At 58.2% G+C, this 19,352-nt stretch carries 16 protein-coding genes and 1 pseudogene; 10 read left to right on the top strand and 7 right to left on the bottom strand.

What is annotated here, in order from left to right; translation table 11 throughout:
- Positions 1-87: 87 nt before the first annotated feature.
- Positions 88-1,041: a zinc-binding dehydrogenase gene (locus QRN60_RS24425; RefSeq protein ID WP_284767126.1), complete on the bottom strand. Its 954-nt coding sequence runs from the start codon at positions 1,039-1,041 to the stop codon at positions 88-90.
- A 66-nt stretch (positions 1,042-1,107) separates the two neighbouring features.
- Positions 1,108-1,716: pseudogene (locus tag QRN60_RS24420) on the bottom strand (NADPH-dependent F420 reductase); the annotation flags it as partial.
- Between the two features lie 179 nt (positions 1,717-1,895).
- On the opposite strand from QRN60_RS24420, the gene QRN60_RS24415 reads away from it, so the two are divergent.
- The gene (locus QRN60_RS24415; protein WP_111785308.1) at positions 1,896-2,825 is read left to right on the top strand and encodes a LysR family transcriptional regulator; all 930 of its coding nucleotides are present in this window, start codon (positions 1,896-1,898) and stop codon (positions 2,823-2,825) included.
- 166 nt (positions 2,826-2,991) lie between these two features.
- The gene (locus QRN60_RS24410) at positions 2,992-3,756 is read left to right on the top strand and encodes a 3-oxoacyl-ACP reductase family protein (RefSeq protein WP_111785309.1); all 765 of its coding nucleotides are present in this window, start codon (positions 2,992-2,994) and stop codon (positions 3,754-3,756) included.
- A 273-nt stretch (positions 3,757-4,029) separates the two neighbouring features.
- Here QRN60_RS24410 and QRN60_RS24405 read toward each other — a convergent pair whose 3' ends face one another.
- The gene (locus QRN60_RS24405; protein WP_236731815.1) at positions 4,030-5,004 is read right to left on the bottom strand and encodes a LysR family transcriptional regulator; all 975 of its coding nucleotides are present in this window, start codon (positions 5,002-5,004) and stop codon (positions 4,030-4,032) included.
- 152 nt (positions 5,005-5,156) lie between these two features.
- On the opposite strand from QRN60_RS24405, the gene QRN60_RS24400 reads away from it, so the two are divergent.
- The 8 genes from QRN60_RS24400 to QRN60_RS24365 all read left to right on the top strand — a co-directional run bounded on the left by QRN60_RS24400 (position 5,157) and on the right by QRN60_RS24365 (position 14,088).
- The gene (locus tag QRN60_RS24400; RefSeq protein ID WP_111785310.1) at positions 5,157-6,143 is read left to right on the top strand and encodes a zinc-dependent alcohol dehydrogenase family protein; all 987 of its coding nucleotides are present in this window, start codon (positions 5,157-5,159) and stop codon (positions 6,141-6,143) included.
- Complete coding sequence (locus QRN60_RS24395; protein ID WP_080865241.1) at positions 6,140-6,472, top strand: antibiotic biosynthesis monooxygenase family protein; 333 nt, start codon at positions 6,140-6,142, stop codon at positions 6,470-6,472. Before QRN60_RS24400 ends, QRN60_RS24395 begins: the two co-directional genes overlap by 4 nt.
- A gap of 113 nt (positions 6,473-6,585) precedes the next feature.
- Positions 6,586-7,308, top strand: coding sequence for an alpha/beta fold hydrolase (locus QRN60_RS24390; protein ID WP_129567411.1), 723 nt, complete (start codon positions 6,586-6,588; stop codon positions 7,306-7,308).
- 155 nt (positions 7,309-7,463) lie between these two features.
- Positions 7,464-8,600 carry a Gfo/Idh/MocA family protein gene (locus tag QRN60_RS24385; RefSeq protein ID WP_060726525.1) on the top strand — a complete coding sequence of 379 codons (1,137 nt, stop codon included), beginning with the start codon at positions 7,464-7,466 and terminating at the stop codon, positions 8,598-8,600.
- A gap of 893 nt (positions 8,601-9,493) precedes the next feature.
- Positions 9,494-11,395: a S9 family peptidase gene (locus tag QRN60_RS24380; RefSeq protein WP_111785329.1), complete on the top strand. Its 1,902-nt coding sequence runs from the start codon at positions 9,494-9,496 to the stop codon at positions 11,393-11,395.
- A gap of 12 nt (positions 11,396-11,407) precedes the next feature.
- Positions 11,408-12,157 carry a MerR family DNA-binding transcriptional regulator gene (locus QRN60_RS24375; RefSeq protein ID WP_060726526.1) on the top strand — a complete coding sequence of 250 codons (750 nt, stop codon included), beginning with the start codon at positions 11,408-11,410 and terminating at the stop codon, positions 12,155-12,157.
- Between the two features lie 167 nt (positions 12,158-12,324).
- Positions 12,325-13,242 (top strand): LysR family transcriptional regulator, encoded by a 918-nt coding sequence (locus QRN60_RS24370; RefSeq protein ID WP_060726657.1) that lies wholly within the window; start codon positions 12,325-12,327, stop codon positions 13,240-13,242.
- A 126-nt stretch (positions 13,243-13,368) separates the two neighbouring features.
- Entirely contained in the window at positions 13,369-14,088 is a 720-nt protein-coding gene (locus QRN60_RS24365; RefSeq protein ID WP_373426378.1) for a L,D-transpeptidase, read from the top strand.
- Positions 14,089-14,141: 53 nt separating this feature from the next.
- Here the strand turns inward: QRN60_RS24365 and QRN60_RS24360 are convergent, their stop codons facing one another.
- The 4 genes from QRN60_RS24360 to QRN60_RS24345 all read right to left on the bottom strand — a co-directional run bounded on the left by QRN60_RS24360 (position 14,142) and on the right by QRN60_RS24345 (position 19,201).
- Positions 14,142-15,119, bottom strand: a complete 978-nt coding sequence (locus QRN60_RS24360; RefSeq protein WP_080865239.1) for a LysR family transcriptional regulator — start codon at positions 15,117-15,119, stop codon at positions 14,142-14,144.
- A 30-nt stretch (positions 15,120-15,149) separates the two neighbouring features.
- Positions 15,150-16,166 (bottom strand): aldo/keto reductase, encoded by a 1,017-nt coding sequence (locus QRN60_RS24355; RefSeq protein WP_080865238.1) that lies wholly within the window; start codon positions 16,164-16,166, stop codon positions 15,150-15,152.
- A gap of 131 nt (positions 16,167-16,297) precedes the next feature.
- Positions 16,298-17,398 (bottom strand): Gfo/Idh/MocA family protein, encoded by a 1,101-nt coding sequence (locus QRN60_RS24350; RefSeq protein ID WP_060726529.1) that lies wholly within the window; start codon positions 17,396-17,398, stop codon positions 16,298-16,300.
- Positions 17,399-17,521: 123 nt separating this feature from the next.
- Positions 17,522-19,201, bottom strand: coding sequence for an MFS transporter (locus QRN60_RS24345; RefSeq protein ID WP_162686305.1), 1,680 nt, complete (start codon positions 19,199-19,201; stop codon positions 17,522-17,524).
- Positions 19,202-19,352: the final 151 nt, after the last annotated feature.

The raw sequence follows: 19,352 nt of genomic DNA, 5'->3' as shown, positions 1-19,352 counted from the left end.
TTCCTTTCATTATCGATAGGGGAAATGTTCGCCCGGCCGAATTGCGGAGGGCATCGTGCGGCCTGCCGCTGTACGATTATTTTCGGTTCAAGCGATCAGGACCGGCAGACCGCTCAAGCGGCGCTTGTCCATGTCGTCATGCGCTCGGGCTATCTCATTAAACGGATAGCGGGTGGTTTCGAGATCATCGAAAATCCCTGAGCGCAGCGCATCCCATAGCTGGGAAGTTGCGGTTTGGACTGCTGGTCCCCTGACATATTGAGGGGTTCCACCACTACGGACATCTACCCCCCGTCGCACAAGATCGGGGGCCGGCGCTGGCTGACCCGTTGCGGCTCCAATCGCGGCAATCACGCCACCATCCCGGACACTCGACACGCCCAGGGCAAAGGTCGCCCGGCCGACCAAATCATAGACGACGTCGACACCGTCAGGTGCGATCGCACGGATCTTGGCGGCGATGTCTGGCTCGCCAGCGTGGAAGGCATGCGTGGCACCGGCCGCGACCTTGTCGAACTTGTCCGGCGATCCGGCAACGCCGATCACTGTTGCGCCCAGCGACTTTGCCCAGCGAGACAGGATAGCGCCTACGCTTCCCGATGCCCCAAGTACCAGCACCGTCTCGGCGGATTTGAGATCGTGGAGACCACGCATCCCCATCCAGGCCGTCCCGCCCTTCGCCAGGAAGGTCGCCGCAGTCTCGTTCGAGATATCGGCGGGCAGGCGGATGAGCGGCGCTGTCGGAATGATCCTCTCGGTAGCATAGGCGCCTTCCGAAAAGAAGTAAGCGACCCGATCGCCGGCCGACAGCCCTTCGACGCCGGATCCGACTTCGGTAATCGTCCCGGCCGCTTCAAAACCGGGAACCGCAGGCAACGCCATCGGATACTGGCCTTTCCGTATCATCGTGTCGACGAAGTTGAGGCCGATCGCGTCTTGAATGAGCCTAACCTCGCCGGCACGTGGCGCGCGCAGGTCTTTCTCGATAACCTGCAAAACCGACGGTCCGCCCGCCGACTGCATTTGAATGAACCTTGTCACAATATTGTCTCCGGGTTTCAGATGGTGCGCGGCGCTCGATTGCAGACGGATGGAGCGCAGCGATGTTCAGTCGAACTTGACGAGATTGAGAGCGGGCAGGGGACCGCCTGGGAACTGAAGCAGCTGGCTGCCGACCGCAAGCCCCCCGAGATCGATCCCGAAGAAGCCGAGGCGATTAACGATGGCGGCGACCTCAGCCTTCGCCCTCATATCGTCGCCTGAGTAAAACAGGACGCGCCTGCCCCCTTCCGATTGGGGGTCGCCCGACAGTTGCTTTGGCATCAGATGGTTGAACGCCTTGACGACGCGCGCGCCTGGCACAAGGGCGGTGAAAATATCCGTAGAGGTGCGGCCGCCAAGGTCCGCCGGCCTGTAAAGCGGCGCTTCGATGGAGTTGTTGGCGTCGATTACGATCCTGTCGCCGAAGTTCAAACCGGCGAGCGCGCCAGGTATCTTTGACCACGGGACTGCCACGAGAACGATGGCTTGCGCCGCGGCCTCTTGGACGCTTCCAGCCCGGATTGTGCTTCCAAGTTTTGAAACAAGCGCTGTGAGGCTTTCCGGTCCTCGGCTGTTTGCGATCACGGCTTCGATTCCTGCCTTGCCGAGCGCAGTGGCAAATGCGCCCCCGATATTGCCGGCTCCGATAATTCCAACTGTCATCACCCACTCCTTTACGGTTCGTGAGAACTCTGTCTGCGACGATCGGTTTTCCCGCTACATCCTGGGCCTGATGCCGTTGGCGTTGCAGAAATCCGCTTTTGCTGTTGACTGGAATATGGCTGGCAAATACACGCAGCATAAGTCATAGATGAATTGTTTTAGTTTCAATCAATGCTTGAAGGTTACGTTTTATGGAGACACTGGCAAACCTCGAAGCGTTCGTTCGAAGCGCAGAAGCGAGCAGCTTTTCTGGGGCTGCACGGCGTCTCTCGATCACCCCGGCCGCAGTCAGCCGGAATGTTGCAATGCTGGAACGCAACCTCGGTATACGGCTGTTTCACCGCTCAACGCGGAAGTTGACCCTGACCGAGGCGGGGGAGTCGTTTCTGGCAAGCATAGGGGACAGCCTGAACCACCTTCAGGGGGCAATCGACGGGGCATCACAAACGAAGGGCGAGCCCGTCGGCGTTTTGAAGCTCAGCATGAGTTTGTCGTTCGCCATGGGATACGTTCTCCCTGCACTGCCCGACTTTCTGGCCCGTTATCCAGGCGTCAGACCTGACTGGCATTTCGACAGCCGCAAGGTCGATCTTATCGCCGAGGGTTTCGACGCCGCGATCGGCGGTGGTTTCGAACTCAATCCTGGCATCGTTTCCACGACGCTCGCACCCGTGCACGTTATCGCGGTCGCATCGCCCAGCTATTTTGCTGCACGTCGCCGGCCGGCTAGCCCTGCCGATCTGGCCGATCATGCCGGAATCTTGATGCGGTCCTCGAATTCGGGCCGGATCAGGCAGTGGATGATGCGGGACGCTCAAGGACGTGAAGAGCGCGCGCTCCTCAACGAGACGATTGTGATGAGCGACGCCGCGCCCATGGTGCAGGCGGCAATCGCGGGGTTGGGCATTGCATTGTTGGCCGTACCCGATGTGCTGCCGCATATGGAACGTGGCGCGCTCGAACGTATCCTTCCGAAGTGGTATGCCGATGCCGGATCTATCTCGCTCTACTACTCTGGCCGAGTGCTCCAACCGCTAAAAACACGCGCTTTCATCGACTTCTATACTGAATATTTCCGTCGCGAGCGCCTCAGTGCCCGGTTTGCAGGCAGTCTCGGCTAATGTCCACACGTTCCGTTAGCTTCTTTGAAAACCGTGGTCGTTTGACTGCATCGAATACCCCATATTCAACACATGCTTGAAGATGATCCAACCGATATGATGCTAATATTCTAAGACAGGGATGGGCAAATATATCACTCCACAGACACGTAAAAGGAGTGAAAAAATGACTGAATTAACCTCGTCTCGATATCTTCAACTGAGCGGAAAGATCGCACTTGTCACCGGTGGATCGCGATCTATCGGCGCATCAATCGCCCAGCGTCTCGCAGCGGATGGCGCTCAGGTTGCCTTCACCTATCGTGGATCACCTGCGAAGGCTGAGGAAGTTGCTGTTGCCATAGAAAAAACGGGCGCGCGCGCGCTGGCTATTGCCGCGGATGCCGCTGATCCGGACGCGATACGCGCTGCCGTTGCCGCGACGGTCGATAAGTTCGGCGGCCTCGACATTTTGGTGAACAATGCCGGTATTGCCTTTGCCGGTCCGATCGACGAAATCGCCTTCAATGACTATCAGGCAATGCTCGCAATCAACGTAACTGGCGTTTTCGTTGCCACGCAGGAGGCCGTACGCCATATGAAGGATGGCGGCCGGATCATACATATTGGCAGTTCGATCACGAAATATGCCGGGGTGCCTGGGCTGTCAGCATACGGCCTCACCAAAGGAGCCGTCGCCGGTTTCAACCGGAGTTTGGCTCATGACCTCGGGCCACGCGGCATCACAGTCAACACGGTGCATCCAGGCCCAACCGACACTGACATGAACCCTGTTGATGGCGAGTTTGCCGCTATGCAAATCTCGCGTATCGCGGCGGGCCGCTATGGAAAGCCCCAGGAAATTGCGAGCGTGGTCGCATTCCTTGCAAGTCCGGAAGCCTCGTTTGTAACAGGTGCCGACATCCGGGCCGATGGTGGTTTCACATCCTGAAAATGCCGGGGCGAAATGCAAAATTCGCTTCGCCAGCCGCAGCGATTTCGACGCCTCACCAACAATCAACGGCTCAAGGCGGGCTTGACCGACACGGTTGCAAGACGCCGTCGCGGCTCGGCACGATCAAAAACAAGGGGTCGCCTTCGGTAGTTTCACCGTTGCGATCTCGATCTGGAATGCGTGCGCAGCGCCGCCGTTCAAGCCCAAAACCGCACGGTTTCACATGAACTCGTATTCGCGCGCGCATCGGAACCGGACAATAATCACGTATCATCGACGGTGATCGAGGATGTTTTCCAGCCCTTTATCCCAGTAGGGTTGATTGCCGAACCGATTGACAAGCCAGTCGATGAACACTCTCACTTTCGGTGCCAGTTCGCGAGAACTTGGATACAGCGCCCAAAGCGTCTGGGTTGAGATCAGCGGATACTTCGGAAGGACCGGCACCAGCGCGCCGGACTGTAGCTCTTCCGATGCGCACCACGTGGCCATCAGCGCAATGCCCAGCCCGGCGGAAGCGGCATCGCGCACTGCAGTGCCGTCATTGATGCGGAGACTCGGAATAACACGTCGTTCGATCACCACCGAACCTTCCCCTCGAAATGTCCAAAGATCCAGCGTGCCGACGACGAGGCAGGTATGTTCCGCCAGGTCGTCGGGCGTGCTGGGCCGGCCGTGTTTTTCGAGATATTCGGGCGACGCGACCAGCACCCGATTGTCGGGAGCAAGCCGCCGCGCGACAAAGGATGAATCGCTGAGCTCGGTATAACGAACCGCCACATCGAAGGCACCCTCGACCAGATCAACGATGCTGTCCGAAATGCGCAAATCAAGTGCCAAGTCGGGATATTGCCTGCAGAAGTCAGCCAGACCCGGCACAATATGCATTCGCGCGAACGAGGCGGGGGCCGCTATTCGTAATGTGCCGCGAGGCGCCGCCTGCTGTCGCCCAAGTGCCGCTCGGGCGGCCTCCGCAGCGCCGACAATATGTTCCGCATGCGGCAGGAACGCTAGACCGTCTTCAGTCAAAGTTGCTTGCCGTGTGGTGCGATGGACGAGCCTTGCACTGAGTTTTCGCTCGAGAACCAGCAGTTTGGCGCTAGCGCCAGCAGGCGTCAGACCTAAGTCGCGAGCTGCGGCACTGATGCTGCGCAGTTGAGCAATCCGTACGAAGAGATTTAATTCGTCCACGTCCATTAGCCAACTTTCAAATTTTTTTTGAAGGTGATCCTTAATCTTGGCCACTACCGAAAGCAATCGCGATAAATCACATAGGAGCTATCGAAACGGCGGCGGACGCTTCGAGGCCGGGAATGCTCCGACGGCGGAGCATGTTGCTCGTCCCACGCCGACGCCAGCGACCAGAATCATTACCTTCGATAGAAGAGGAGCCTGAAATGAAAGCGATGTCACTCAAATCCTTTGGCGGTCCAGAAGCCTTTGATCTCGTCGAAGTTCCAAAGCCTCTTCCGAAGGCGGGGCAGGTTTTGGTACGGGTCCATGCCACATCGATCAATCCCCTCGACTACCAAGTTCGGCGAGGCGACTATCGCGACCTGGTACCGTTGCCGGCAATTACCGGTCATGACGTATCGGGCGTTGTCGAAGCTACCGGTCCGGGGGTAACAATGTTCGCTCCAGGGGACGAGGTCTGGTACACGCCACAGATCTTCGACGGGCCAGGCAGTTATGCCGAATACCACGTTGCCAACGAAAACATCATCGGGCGCAAACCCAGCTCGCTGACCCATCTTGAGGCTGCGAGCCTCAGCCTGGTTGGCGGAACCGCCTGGGAAGCGCTTGTTTCGCGTGCTGCCCTGAGGGTGGGAGAAAGCATATTGATCCATGGCGGCGCGGGAGGGGTAGGGCATGTGGCTATCCAAGTTGCGAAAGCCATCGGAGCAAAGGTCTACACGACCGTCCGCGAAGAAAACTTCGAGTTTGCGCGAAGTGTCGGAGCTGACGTCGTCATTGATTACAGGAAAGAGGATTATGTCGCCGCCATCATGCGGGAGACTGAAGGCCTCGGAGTAGACGTCGTGTTTGACACCCTCGGAGGTGAAACATTGTCCCAAAGCACGAAGGCGCTTGCACAACTCGGTCGCGTCGTCTCAATCGTGGACATCGCACAGCCGCAGAATCTCATTGAGGCATGGGGCAAGAATGCGAGCTACCACTTCGTCTTCACGAGGCAGAACCAAGGCAAGCTCAACGAGCTGAGCATTTTGGTGGAACGCGGTCAACTGAGGCCGCACGTGGGAGCCGTCTATTCGCTCGCCGACCTTCCGCTTGCCCATGCACTGCTCGAGAAACCAAACAACGGTTTGCGCGGTAAGATCGCGATTGCCATTGACCCGCAGGCCGACACAAAGGTGCAATCATGATTTATGAGATCGCTATGCTGCCTGTCCAAAAGGACAAGATCAGCGAGTTCAGGCAAGCGTTCGGAGACGTTGTTCCTCTGCTCACGCGTGCGCGGGGTTATCGCGGTCATGTCCTCGCCCAGGGGATCGAAACGCCGGAGGTATTCAATCTGATCGTGCGATGGCGGTCGCTTGACGATCATACTCCGGGTTTCGAAGCAAGCGAAGATCACGAGCCGTTCATGGGAGGCATACAGGAATACTTGTCTGGGGAACCGAGGGTCTATCATCTCGAGGGCGACAACACCGGCTGGCGTGACTATCGTCGTGGGAAAAGCGGCGCGGGTTAGAGCGCACAACGGCAAGGGTTCCGCTAATAGCAACGCCGGGTTTCTCTGACGCCGACTTCCGCGATGCCGCCATTTCCCTATTCTCTTGACAACGACAACCAGGAGATCGTGACATGCCTGCAGTCCTCGTCCACGGCGTACCCGACACCCACCGGCTCTGGGACACCGTTCGCTCTCATCTTGAGCGCAGTGACATCATCACGATCGATCTTCCCGGCTTTGGTAATCCGTTGCCGACGGATTTCAGGTCAACAAAGGAAGAGTATCTCGACTGGCTGATCAACCGGATCGATGAGATCGGCGAACCCGTAGATCTGGTCGGTCATGACTGGGGCTGCCTGCTGACAGGCCGTCTGACGTCGATCCGGCCGGATCTGGTGCGGACCTGGACCGGCATCAGTGGGCCGATTGATCCGGAATATCCGTGGCACTATCTCGCCAAGATCTGGCAGACGCCAGGTGAGGGCGAGCAATGGATGAAGGAACTCGACCTCGAGGAATTTGCGGCGAAACTCGTTGAGGCGCAGATGCCGAAAGATGCGGCGGATGAATCGGTTCGGCATCTCGATGCCACTATGCGGGCAAGCATTCTCGCACTTTACCGTTCCGCAATCGAGGTCGGGGCGCAGTGGAAACCGGGTCTGAGCAGCATAACCGCGCCAGCGCTGGTGATCTGGGGCCTGGACGATCCGTTTCTGCCGCACCGCTTCGCCGACGAGCTCGGCAATGCCAGACACGCACGCGCCGTCGTGAAGCTCCGCGCCTCGCATTGGCCGATGATAGAGCGTCCGGCCGATGTCGCGCGCGAACTCGAGGCCCATTGGACACACGCTTAACTCCCTGCGCTTGCGTCACTTGGGCTCAACCCACGCAGCCGCAACGTGAACGGCATGCTTGGTCACTCGCTATGCGCCCAAGCATTTGTCCGGAAACGAAACCATGTGCAGCAAGGCGAGCATTGCCGGGGTGCATCAGACAGGAGTACGCCTACATGACCAATTCACCAAACTCCCGGATCGGCGTCGGCATCGTCGGCGCCAGTGCCGATCGAGGCTGGGGCGGAATTGCGCACGTCCCGGCACTGCGGGCGCTCGATGCGTTCCAGATCCGCGCCGTCAGCACGACGCGTATGGAAAGTGCGAACGCGACCGCTAGCCGACTGGGCGCTGATCTCGCCTTTGACACACATCAGGCACTGGTCGTGCGGCCGGAGGTCGACTTGGTCGTGGTTGCGGTCAAGGTGCCGGATCACAAGCAGATCGTTTCCGACGCGCTCGCCGCGGGCAAGATGGTCTATTGCGAATGGCCGCTCGCGCGAATTCTATCGGAAGTCGAAGCGCTGGAGGGGCTTGCCCGCGAACGGCGGCTGCGCACGGTTATCGGTTTGCAGGGCGGCCTGCACCCGCCGATCCGCTACCTCCGCTACCTCGTCCGGCAGGGCGTGATCGGCATGCCGCTCAGCACGAGCATCCGCGCGCGTCTGAACGACGATATGTGGGTCGGCCGATACGGCCCGCCATTCGAATACATGGCTCGCGCAGAGAATGGCGCGACGCTTCAAAGCATCATGCTCGGCCACGCGCTCCAACCACTGGCGCACGTACTCGGCGCATTCGAGAGCCTGTCCGCCATCGTCGCCAATCAGCGCGGCGACGGCGTCCGCCTCTCGGATGGCTCGTCCCTCCCGAAGGATGCGCCGGACGAGATCATCGTCGCCGGCGTTCTCGAAGGCGGGATCGTCACTTCGCTGCATTACAGTGCCGGACAGTCCGCCGGCTTGGTGTGGGAGATCCAGGGTACGGAAGGCAGTCTGCGCGTGGAGACGGCGTCGGGCTACATCCACTTCGGTGATATGACCATCACGTTGCGCCGCGGCAGCGAACCTGTCCAGCAGCTACAGGTCCCAACAGCATACGCGGCTCCCGACCTGCAACTCGAAGCGCCCGCCGCGGGTGTCGCCCGGCTCTACGCCCAACTCGCCGCCGACCTCCGCGACGGAACCGCAGATGCGCCAGACTTCGCGGTCGCGCTCGATCGTCACCGGGTGCTCGAGGCGATCACACAGGCCAATTTAACGGGTCATCGCCAGCATCTGTCCCTCCGCGATATAGGCAACCCCAATCCCTAAAAACCCAGGAAGGGCTCTAGCTCGCGTGCTGTCGGTCATCTCTGCGCGTGCAACCGAAAGGCCGAGCAACCGCGTAATCACCCGGCCTGCTTTCGCAGTACGCTCCAGGTCGACGTGTTGGACGCCCCGGCAATGCAATCGAAGTCTGACTTCGGTACAGTTGTGTGGTCGGGTTCCAGCGTGTGTCTGGCGTTAGAAAGCGGCTTCAACACGTCGCGGGCCTTTATGGAATACGAAGATCAGATCCAATTGAGGCACCGTTTTCCGATATTGTGGCTTCGACCAGATCCGGTTTACATAAAGGGGCGCATCATTGGTGAGAGGCTGGGCGCAAACGTCTCCGCTCGAGCCTCACACCGAATTCGGAACTAGTCTCGTCGTCTCTCTCTTCTCATACGCTCATGCTGCCGGCGTGCATCTTCTGCCATGATCTGGCTTAGCCTTGCTGACTCAAGGGTCCGTAGTTGCGCGTCGTCACGACGCTGCTGCTGCTGGAGCATGCATGCGGTATGAGACGATGATCCGTATCGTGCGCCCATTCCCGAGCAGGTGTCGAGATCGGCGTAGCGTTCCTGTTCCGGTGTCTGGCAACCGGTCAGGATAAGGAGGCCTGCGAACATTGTTCCGGCAAACAGGCGTCGGATGACGATGTGAACTTGGGAGGCTTTGCTCATTTGATGTACCTTCTTTTTAGACAAGTCATTCAATTGCGAGAGCGAAGCGCGATCCCGCCAAAGTGATATGGAATCTCACAGTTACGCAGAAATTACGTGATTCCGGACCAAGCTGGCTTTCACGGTTGACCCCGACGCGACGTCATAGTTCAGGCAGTGTGTCGATATTGTTGGAGTGTGGTGGCCCGCGATGGCGCCGTCGACGATGCGAGGTTCGACATGACTGCAACTGATCTCATCCCGATTGAAACGCTTTTTGGAATGCCAGAATTTTCGCGGGCGCATATTTCGCCCGATGGCCGGCTGGTGGCCTATCTGGCGCCTTGGCGTGGGCGGTTGAATATCTGGGTGCGGCCAGTCGGACAAGGCACGGCGCGGCGACTGACGGCCGATGACACGCGCAATATCGACGGCTTTAGTTGGACGCGTGATGCTCGCTACATTCTCTTCGTACAAGACACCCAGGGCGACGAGAACTGGCACCTTCATCGTGTGGAGGTGGACGGGGCAGAGACGGTGGGCGGGAAGGCTAGGACAGTCGACTTGACGCCTTATTCCGGCGTGCGGGTAATGGGACTGGACTTGTCCGCCGCGTTTCCAGGTAAGGCTTTCGTGCAGATGAACCTTAGAAGTCCGGGTCTGATTGACCTGTACGAGGTCGATATCGAAAGCGCTGAAACCAGGGTCGCTGCCTTGAATCCTGGTCGGTTCGTACGCTGGATCGTTACGCCGAACGGACCGATGCATGCCTTCATCATCAACGACGCGGGCGACCACGAACTGGCTCGTTACGAGAATGGTGTTTTCACCACGTTGGCGAACCTGAGCGGACGCGACCAGCCAATCGGGCCGATGCCGCTGATGGTTGCGGCGGATGGAAAGAGCGTCTTGGTTGGCTGCAACGCGGGCAGCGACCACACCTATCTTGCTGCCATTGACCTTGCGACGGGCAAGCACAGGGTAGTCGACAGCCAGCCCGATTACAGCCTCGATACGCCGCGGCCAGAGGCCGATCCGCGCTTTCCCTCCAGCCTGATCAGCAATCCTGTGACAGGCGAGCTGCTGGGACTACGTTATCTTGGCAAAAGACAGCAGATACGGCCTCTGAACCCGCATTTTGCCGCCGTGCTAGACAGCTTACAGCGGCTGTCAGACGGTGAAATAGGGTACATTTCCTGCGATGCCGATGGGCGACAATGGGTGGCAGAATTTTGGGATGACCGGCATCCCGGCACGACATGGTTTTACGAACATGAGAGCGGCGAAGCGTACGTGCTTGGCGAGCGATTTTCTCAGCTCTCAGCCGAGCGGCTGGCGAGCGTGCGACCCATCGATGTGATGTCGCGCGACGGATTGACCTTGCCGTGCCATGTGACGCTGCCCATCGGGTTCGATGCCAAGGATGAGCCGCGTGCGCTGCCGACCGTGCTTCTGGTACATGGCGGGCCGTGGTATCGCGACGCCTGCTTTTATGATCCTGAAGTGCAGTTCCTCGCCAACCGCGGCTATGCCGTGCTGCAGGTGAATTTTCGCGGCTCGACCGGCTATGGCAAGGCGTTCATGCAAGCCGCGATAGGGGAGTTCTCCGGGCGTATGCATGACGACCTGATCGATGGGCTCGACTGGCTAATACGTCAGGGTATTGCCGACCCGGCGCGGGTAGCGATCTACGGTTGCTCCTATGGCGGTTACGCCGCGCTGGTGGGCGCCAGCTTCACGCCGGAGCGCTTCGCCGCCACCATCTCCTACTCCGGCATGTCCGATCTCCGGCTGCTGGTGGATGGAGTCGTCTCGTTCATACGGCCTGCATTAATCAACACCTACCTTTCTTACATGGGCGATCCAGACATCGAGACGCAGGCCCGGGACATGCTTGCGCGCTCGCCGGCAAGCCGGCTTGATTGCATTTCCAAACCGCTTTTGGTGGTTCACGGCGCGAACGATGTGCGTGTTGCAAAGGCACAGGCGGATCTGGTGGTGGAAAGGGTGCGTGCGAATGGTGTGGAGGTCGACTATCTTCTCAACGACCGCGAAGGACACTGGTTCATCAACGAGGATAGCAATATTGAGCTTTATCGGAAGATCGAGCGCTTTCTTGCACGGCATTTGAGGGGCGAGTAATGAGGGCGGCGCATGCGCAGTAAGGAGATTGCAGGACTGGCGGGCATGAGCATCCGCACGCTGCGGCACTACCACCAGATCGGACTTTTGCCGGAGCCGCCAAGACAGAACAATGGGTATCGCATTTACAGCGTGCCGCATTTGATCCGACTGCTGCGTATCGGTCAATTGACAGCGCTCGGTTTCTCGCTCTCGCAAATCCCAGCGTTTCTCGACGGTCGTGCCGAGATGAGCGAGGACAGTTTGGACGCTCTTCTTGAGGGGCTCACGCGGCAGATCGAACTTCTGGAGCGTCAACGCCGGACTGTTACAGCCCTGCGTGACGGCAAAGGACCGCCCGACATGGCGCCGGAATTTGCTGCGTCTCTGATGGCGCTGGAGTCGGGGCGAGAGCCTAAAGCGGTGCGAGCCGGTCGGGAGCAATCTGTACTCCTATCACACCTTTTGGATGAAGAGCAGCGCGCAGAACTGGCCCGGCTCTATGACCAACTCGCGGATCTCGAATATGGTGCTACCGTGCGAGAGCTGGGGGATCGTTTCGATGCGTTGGGGCCAGATAGTGACGACGTCGAGATTTCAGCGCTTGCCGAAGATTACATCGCTCATCTTGGATCATGGATGAGAGACTTCGACAACGCGTTGAGCGGCGGTAGGAAGCACCAGGCAGCAACGCTGCTCTGGCTTCATGCCCTGGAGAATACGAACAACCAGCAGAAGCGCCTGCTGATGGAGATCAACAGCGGGCTGGCGTCCGAGCGGTGATCGTTGGTTTGCGTCGGGCCGCTCGAAAAATGATTGATCGATTGCGAGGGGTGAGCCCAGTCGGGTCGGCGAGGTTAAAATTTGCGCTATCCTTTACCCAGACATCATCAAGCCATATTCTAAACCATTGGTTATGACTTGATTCAATTATAATCAAGAGTAATATGATGGATATCAACGTTGCTTTAAAAGCCTTCATCCGCACCGTCGAGAAGGGGTCGATTACTGCTGCGGCACGGGACCTTGGGGTAACGCAGCCGGCGGTTACGAAGCATATTTCGAACCTCGAACGGCACGTTCAAGCCAGGCTTCTGGAGCGCTCGTCGAAAATCGTTCGCCCGACGGCGCATGGACTCGAATTATACGAAGCCAGCCGCATTGCGATCGCATCGATCGACGCGGCGCTGGAAGGCGTCCGCATCAACACAGGTGAAATCGAAGGCAATCTAAGAATTCACGCCCCATCTTGCATTGGTGTCGGTCATCTCGAACGTATAGTCGGGGAATTTCAAGATGACTATTGCGGGATTTCCGTCGAACTGGCTCTCGATGAGCGCACAGTCGACTTGGTCTATGATAATTTCGATTTGTCACTTCACTACGGGAAAATCGAAGATCAGGATGTCATCGCACGCCGCATCGGGTGGGTGGAGCGATTTCTCGTCGCGTCCCCTCGTTACCTGAAACAGGTGGGGGAGATTGAAGACACACAACGGTTTTCGGAGCTTGAAGTCATTGGTACTCCAAAGATGCTCGCTCAGCGCAATACTATTTCCCTGTTGGGACCTGGCGCGCGCGCCGAAGACGTCACCGTCAGGCCAATACTCATAACGAACAATGCGCATGTCATGATTGCAGCACTTTTACGGGGACGGGGTGTGGGACTGGTGCAGAAGAACCTCGTATTGGACTTGTTGGCCAGCGGCGAGCTTGTAAGGGTGCTTCCCGAATATTGGCTGCGATCTACCGAAGCTTTTCTTGCTTATCCGTCCACAAAGTTCATGCGACCGGTCGTCCGGGCATTTACGGACTTCGTTATGCCGCGGCTCAGGGACATTGACGGGATCTCCCCGGAGCAGCGGTAGCCCCAATGGCATAGCCAACGGTTATGACGGCTATCACTCATACAGATATGGAATATTCCGTCTGTTGGAGGATACCGTGCGATTCAAGCACGTGTGCCAGCCACAACCCGAAGGTCGCCTTCCATGATGCAGAACCGAAATAGTTTCATATCCCGTCGTACGTTCATAGTCGGCTCTTTAGCCGCGCCGGCCATACTCGGCGGATGCACAACAGTCCCAGAAAGATCGGCACCAGGCTCATCCCAGCCCATTGTTACTCCGCAGCCTTCACCGGTCGACCCAGATCTTGCTTCCCGTTACGCTGCATTTGAAGACGGTGGACATTTCGTTCCTGCAGTTCCTTTTGAGCGAATGAACCCGGAATATCTCAGGCAGCGCGTTGGTGACCCGACCGGGGAGGCGCCGGGAACTGTTGTCGTCGATACGCCAAGGCGATTTCTCTATCTGGTGGAAAACGGCGGAACTGCGTTACGATATGGCGTTGGCATCGGGCGCGACGGATTTTCATGGGAAGGGAACGGATATATCCACTGGCGTCAGCATTGGCCAAGATGGAAGCCGCCAAGCGAGATGATTGCAAGGCAACCCGAACTGGAAAAATACTCTGTCGCAAACGGAGGGATGGATCCTGGTCTCCATAATCCGCTCGGCGCTCGGGCCCTTTATATTTTCCAGAACGGAGAAGATACGCTGTATCGTCTCCACGGCAATCCCGAATGGCAATCCATCGGCAAGGCTGTTTCATCCGGCTGCGTCCGCCTAATGAACCAGGACATCGTTCACCTTTACGACCGCGTTCCGTTCCATGCGCCAATCGTCGTGCATCAGACGCCGATGGCCGTGTGATGGCAAATTGAGCGTTACGCGTTCTAAGCTGCTTGCCGCGATACAATGGCCGCCTAGTAATACTGTGGGGCAAGATCGCTGCAGATATTTTCTGAAGAGAGCCACACGTGGGGAAACGCGGCGAGCAGGCCGTTTCTCAGCCATTGCTGGGCCGGGTGCCCGTCATTGCGACGATGCCAGGACAGCACGAATGGTACCGGGTTTAGAGGGAGCGGGAAATCGAAGACTGCAAGACGCTCTGCAAAGCCTGAATGAGCAACCACGCTTTCGATGACGGTCGCGACCATATCCGACGATGCAACCAATGCCGGTGCGGCGTGCATATGGGGAATGGTCACGGCCGCCCGCCTCTTGAAATTCTTCGAAGCCAGTGCGGCATCGGCAACATCCAGACCCTCATTATCGGGCGCGACCAGGATATGCGTCAGAGACAGAAACGTCTCGCGATCGAAAGGGCGGCCGAGGATTGGATGATCCTTCTTAAGGATACAAACGAACCGCTCCTGGAAAAGCCGGGCACTCAGGATGCGGCTCGTGGGCGTGGGGGGAATGCCGACTGTCAGATCGACGCCGCCGCTGTCAAGCAGGGAAACCGCGTCATCACGGCTGCTATAATCCCTGACCTTGATATCAATCCCGGGAGCTTTTTCCTCAAGCAGTGACAGGAGGCGCGGCAATATGACTGAACCTGCATGTGCCGAAACGGCAATGGAAAAAGATACGGTCGATTTGCCGGGATCAAAACCCTGCGTGAATTGCAATGTCCGCTGAATTTCCCGCAGAGCAAGTGAGATCGGTTCGGCAAGTTCTACCGCTCGCGGTGTAGGTTGAAGTCCGTTCGGCCCGCGAACAAATAATTCGTCACGCAGCAGAAACCGCAATCTCGACAAAGCCGCGCTCATGGCCGGCTGGGTCCGGCCAATACGGCTTCCGGCACGTGTCACATTACGCTCGGAATTGAGGGCATCAAAGGCAACGAGAAGATTGAGATCGATACCGTGTAAATTCATGGAATGGATAATTAAACTCATCCTGCATCGATCTCAAGCATCTTTTCCGTGTCAGCGCGAGTGTCCGTTTCCGTCATTCAGCAACCAACCCGGATACTCGACGGGTAGACGACTGACCTCATCGAGCTTCGCCATGTCGTTATCGTCCAGCTCAATCGATGCGGACCGAATGTTTTCCTGCAATTGCTCGATGCGCTTTGCACCGACGATTACGGTGGAGACGACGCTTTGCTTCAGCAACCAGGCAATCGCGATCTGCGCCGGGCTGGAGCCGTGTTTCTCCGCGACAGCTTTAAGGACCGCGATCAGGGGCTCTCCCCGGATGCGATCGATGGGTGGAAAATCCAATTCCGTTTGTCTGCCGCCTGCAGGATTGCCACCTGCGGAATACTTTCCGGTGAGATAGCCGCCGGCAAGCGGACTCCAGACCATGAGGCCAACACGTTCCGACGAGAGCAGCGGGCCGATCTCGCGCTCCAGATCGCGCCCGACAAGCGTGTAATATGCCTGCAGTGACGTGACGGGCGCGAGGGCTCTGGCGCGTGTTATCCCGATCGCCTTCATGATCTGCCACGCGGCCCAGTTCGAAAGGCCGATGTAGCGGACGTCCCCCGCCCGGACGAGTGTGTCGAGCGCCTCCAGCGTTTCCTCGATCGGTGTCGCGGAATCGAATGCGTGGATTTGGTATAGATCGATGTGGTCCAGACCCAGCCGGCCGAGGCTTGCCCGGCATTCGGAGATTATATGACCACGCGAAGCGCCGCGATGGTTCGGTCCGTCACCCATGGCGGAGGCGACTTTGGTGGCGATCATGACATCCCTGCGCGACACACCAAGGTTCTTCAGCGAGCGTCCCAGTATTTCTTCGCTGCGTCCGTGCGCATAGACATTTGCTGTATCGAACAGGTTTATGCCGGCGTCGAGAGCGGCCTTGACCAGTGCATCGGCATCCTCCTGGTCAAGTCTCCCCACTTTTCCCCATAGCCCGTCCGTTCCCCCGAATGTCATGGCGCCGAAGCACAACTCCGACACGAACAACCCGCTTTCACCCAGCTTGCGCATTTGCATGATGTCGTCCTTGTTTTTAAAATTTCCGAGATTGGCCGGCGGCAGTAGCTTTTGTTGAGCGTATTTCCGCACTGATTGCGCTCACGGCCGGCCCGACATTCGTTGCGAATGCCGAGCCTTCCTGCGACGTCTCACACGATGTGTTGCCGTTCGCCAGTTCTTGCCGCAAGCTCGACGGCCGCGATCAAGCGGCTGTTATGGCGGGCATGGTCGAAACCGGGAGTGATGTAGGTACCATTCGTAAGATCGCTCCCCAGGGACGCATAGACCTCCCCGACATTGATGGCGGCGCCGGACCAGAATTCGGCTGCGGTCGGGCCGACGCCATTGGCGACCGGCCTATCGGGCGCAGCAAATTCGAGGCTCGATGAAATTGAAATGTCTCCGACCTGTACGCCTGCCAGATGATTGCCGGTCAGCTTCAACCAGCCCTGCGAACCACGGATATCGAAAACGAAACTCGCGTCATCTGCAGGTACGCCGGCCAGAATCTGCACGGATACAGGCGCACCACTTGCCGTCTTTGCGATCAGATCGAGATGATCCGGAATCTCTCGCTTCGAAGTCTCACCTGTATCGACGATCTCGATCTCCGGCCAGAGCAACTCCGTGCGTGCATCGACCTCGACAATGTTGCCGAGCACCGCCTCGATGACGTCGAGCACATGGCCTGCCGTAATCGTCATGAAGCTGGCGCCGGAAGCGGCCTTGTTGAAATAGTCGTACATGCTCGGAGATTGCGGCCCGTAGCCGAATGTGGTTGCGCCGACACGCGCGGACATCACGCGACCGAGTTTTCCTGACGCGACCAGTTCCGCCGCACGTCTGACGGCAGGATTATGCCGGCCTTGCAGGCCGATCGCGGTATGCAAAGACCCCACTGCCCCAGCCATCTCGTTTGTTTCCGACAGCGTTGCGCCCAGAGGCGCTTCGCAGTAGACGGATTTGCCCGCTTGCAGGGCGGCCATCACGAGATCCTTGTGCGCCGGCACTTTTACGGCGACCGTGATGACGTCAATGCTCTCATCTCTTATCATCGCGTAGGGATCGGCAAACCAGAGTTCTGCGCCGAATGCTTTGGCCGCCGCCTTGGCGCTTTCCTCGCGTCGGGTCGCGACTGCCGCCAGCGTCAGGTGAGGTTGTGACGCCAGGGCTGGCACATGCGATGCGCCCGCCCAACTTGCGTGAGTGTCTGCTCCAACAATACCCACACGAAATTTCTTATCCGACATCTGCAATGCTCCAAATCACGTTACCGAACGCTACCCGGCGTCCTGAGCAAGATGTAATCGACCCCCGGCACTGCGACGAAATCGATAAATGGTATGAGCAAACATCCACGCCATGGATATCGCCTACCGCTCCTGCGGCCACACTGCCACCAAAAAAAGTATTGCCCCGGTTGTCGCGATAGCGCTCAAGACCACCCGCGCCTGAAACGAAAGGGTCGGCGGGTGCCAAGGCATTCCTGACTGCCGCTTGGTCGTACCAACCGGATCGAAAGGGGCAGCACCGTTAGTGGACACCTGCTTATCACGGCGAATTTCCGCCAGCTTATGGCGAATACGAATTGCGAGGAGCACAGCCAGATAGGCCGCAGTTAAGAAAGCCAACACCGCCGCCAAGCGCAAGGCGTTCTGTTGGGCAGCGACCCAATCTTGCGAAGCAGTCGCGATGCCGTCGATATAGGCGCCGAACAATGTCTGGCCGGTGAGAGCGCCCATCGAATTGATTGCCGCAAACAGGACGGTAAAACTCAAGAGTTCTCGGCTGCCTTTCCGCAGTGCGCTCGTGATGCCTAATACCAGCGCCGGCCCAAGAAAAAACATGGCCGCGAATGAGATCACCGGTTGGGACAAGTAAAACCAGGGCAGATGGCCAAGGCTCGCGGCGGAGCTGTCGGCAAGTGTCGCGGCAGCGATTGCGGTGACCGCCAGCGTCATGGGCATCGCCAGTTTTTCGAGATTCACCGTGATTGCGCTCACGATCACACCGGCAACAGCGCTGACAAAGGTGACGATCGAAAGTGCTCTGAGGTGTTCGTCGCTGCCTCCTAGCGCCGTCAAAAATCCGGTTGCAACATTCTGTTCGGCAAGGACGATCCTGGCCATGAGAATTGCAAAAGCAAAGCGGACGATATCACCGCTCCCGAGCCAGCGCAGGTTGAGGAGAGGTGTGGTCCGGCCGTTCTCGAGTATCAGCGCGGTCGTGATCATTGGAAGCGCGAGCGACAGAAACCAGATTATCCAAGATGCCTCGAACCATCCTTCCAGTCGTCCGAGCCCCAACACTGCCGCAATCATGGCGAGGCTACCACCCAAAAGCAGAAAGGTGAGGAAATCCAAAGGTTCGAACGCTCGCTCTCGCTCGGCGGGTGGCAGCCGGAATGCCCCGACGGCGGCGAAGGAGAGAAATGCAAGCCCGGCTTCGAGCAGAAATATCGACTGCCAATGTGAGCTGACAGACAGCCATGGCGAGATGACGCTTGCGAGCGGGAACGCGCATTGCGAGATACCAAGGCCAAGTATGAGCCCCCGGACGCGACAACGGCCCGGAAGGGCCTGCATCATGTAGAACAAAGACAACGGCGTTAACGCCGCCGCAACAAAGCCGCTTGCAGCCCGGATGGCGAGTGTGAGCCAGTGATCTGCGGTCAACAGATAGGTAAGGGAGAGGAGGGCATACAGGCCGAGGGCAACCTGCGTGAATACACGCAGGCCATATTGCTGCCGGAACTTGATCAGCAGCAGGTTGGCAGAAATATTGGTCATGGCATAGGCCGTTGGCAGCCAGGCCGCTTGAACGGAGCTCAACGCCAAGCCTGCTTGTAGTTCCGTGATGTTGACCATGACCAGTACGTTGCCCAGTCCGCCTGTCAGACCGACCAGAATTGCGACGAGGGCATAGGCGATCCGCAGCGTCAGGGCATGCTCTGGTGTCGCCGGCGACCCAGCGACCACTGGTCTTTCATGCTCGGGAAAGTCCCATGCTCCCTCATGGAAAAAGCTGCGAATACGCTGCGTCAGTTTCATCATCGTGCTCTCGTTGCTGGCTTGTGGGCATCAATCCGCAGCAGCGTAACGCAACTCCGGTGACCTGAGGCGTTGCTGGTTTGGCAACATAGGGTTCGGGGGATCGTGACTTGTTGCGAGCGGTGCCTCGTTCAAAATCACCGCACATTCGTTG

The sequence above is a fragment of the Agrobacterium sp. CFBP2214 genome, assembly GCF_030209895.1.
Classification (GTDB): Bacteria; Pseudomonadota; Alphaproteobacteria; order Rhizobiales; family Rhizobiaceae; genus Agrobacterium; species Agrobacterium radiobacter.
The sequence above is the reverse complement of the archived record's forward strand: the minus strand, read 5'-3'. Positions and strand labels throughout refer to the sequence as shown.

What these genes read in the sequence shown, in the direction of transcription:
- QRN60_RS24375 (WP_060726526.1), top strand. Translation starts at nt 11,408, where the DNA reads ATGCGCAGTAAGGAGATTGCAGGACTGGCGGGCATGAGCATCCGCACG.
- QRN60_RS24390 (WP_129567411.1), top strand. Translation starts at nt 6,586, where the DNA reads ATGCCTGCAGTCCTCGTCCACGGCGTACCCGACACCCACCGGCTCTGG.
- QRN60_RS24350 (WP_060726529.1), bottom strand. Translation starts at nt 17,398, where the DNA reads ATGTCGGATAAGAAATTTCGTGTGGGTATTGTTGGAGCAGACACTCAC.
- QRN60_RS24360 (WP_080865239.1), bottom strand. Translation starts at nt 15,119, where the DNA reads ATGAGTTTAATTATCCATTCCATGAATTTACACGGTATCGATCTCAAT.
- QRN60_RS24400 (WP_111785310.1), top strand. Translation starts at nt 5,157, where the DNA reads ATGAAAGCGATGTCACTCAAATCCTTTGGCGGTCCAGAAGCCTTTGAT.
- QRN60_RS24415 (WP_111785308.1), top strand. Translation starts at nt 1,896, where the DNA reads ATGGAGACACTGGCAAACCTCGAAGCGTTCGTTCGAAGCGCAGAAGCG.
- QRN60_RS24370 (WP_060726657.1), top strand. Translation starts at nt 12,325, where the DNA reads ATGGATATCAACGTTGCTTTAAAAGCCTTCATCCGCACCGTCGAGAAG.
- QRN60_RS24410 (WP_111785309.1), top strand. Translation starts at nt 2,992, where the DNA reads ATGACTGAATTAACCTCGTCTCGATATCTTCAACTGAGCGGAAAGATC.
- QRN60_RS24365 (WP_373426378.1), top strand. Translation starts at nt 13,369, where the DNA reads ATGCAGAACCGAAATAGTTTCATATCCCGTCGTACGTTCATAGTCGGC.
- QRN60_RS24395 (WP_080865241.1), top strand. Translation starts at nt 6,140, where the DNA reads ATGATTTATGAGATCGCTATGCTGCCTGTCCAAAAGGACAAGATCAGC.
- QRN60_RS24345 (WP_162686305.1), bottom strand. Translation starts at nt 19,201, where the DNA reads ATGATGAAACTGACGCAGCGTATTCGCAGCTTTTTCCATGAGGGAGCA.
- QRN60_RS24355 (WP_080865238.1), bottom strand. Translation starts at nt 16,166, where the DNA reads ATGCAAATGCGCAAGCTGGGTGAAAGCGGGTTGTTCGTGTCGGAGTTG.
- QRN60_RS24380 (WP_111785329.1), top strand. Translation starts at nt 9,494, where the DNA reads ATGACTGCAACTGATCTCATCCCGATTGAAACGCTTTTTGGAATGCCA.
- QRN60_RS24385 (WP_060726525.1), top strand. Translation starts at nt 7,464, where the DNA reads ATGACCAATTCACCAAACTCCCGGATCGGCGTCGGCATCGTCGGCGCC.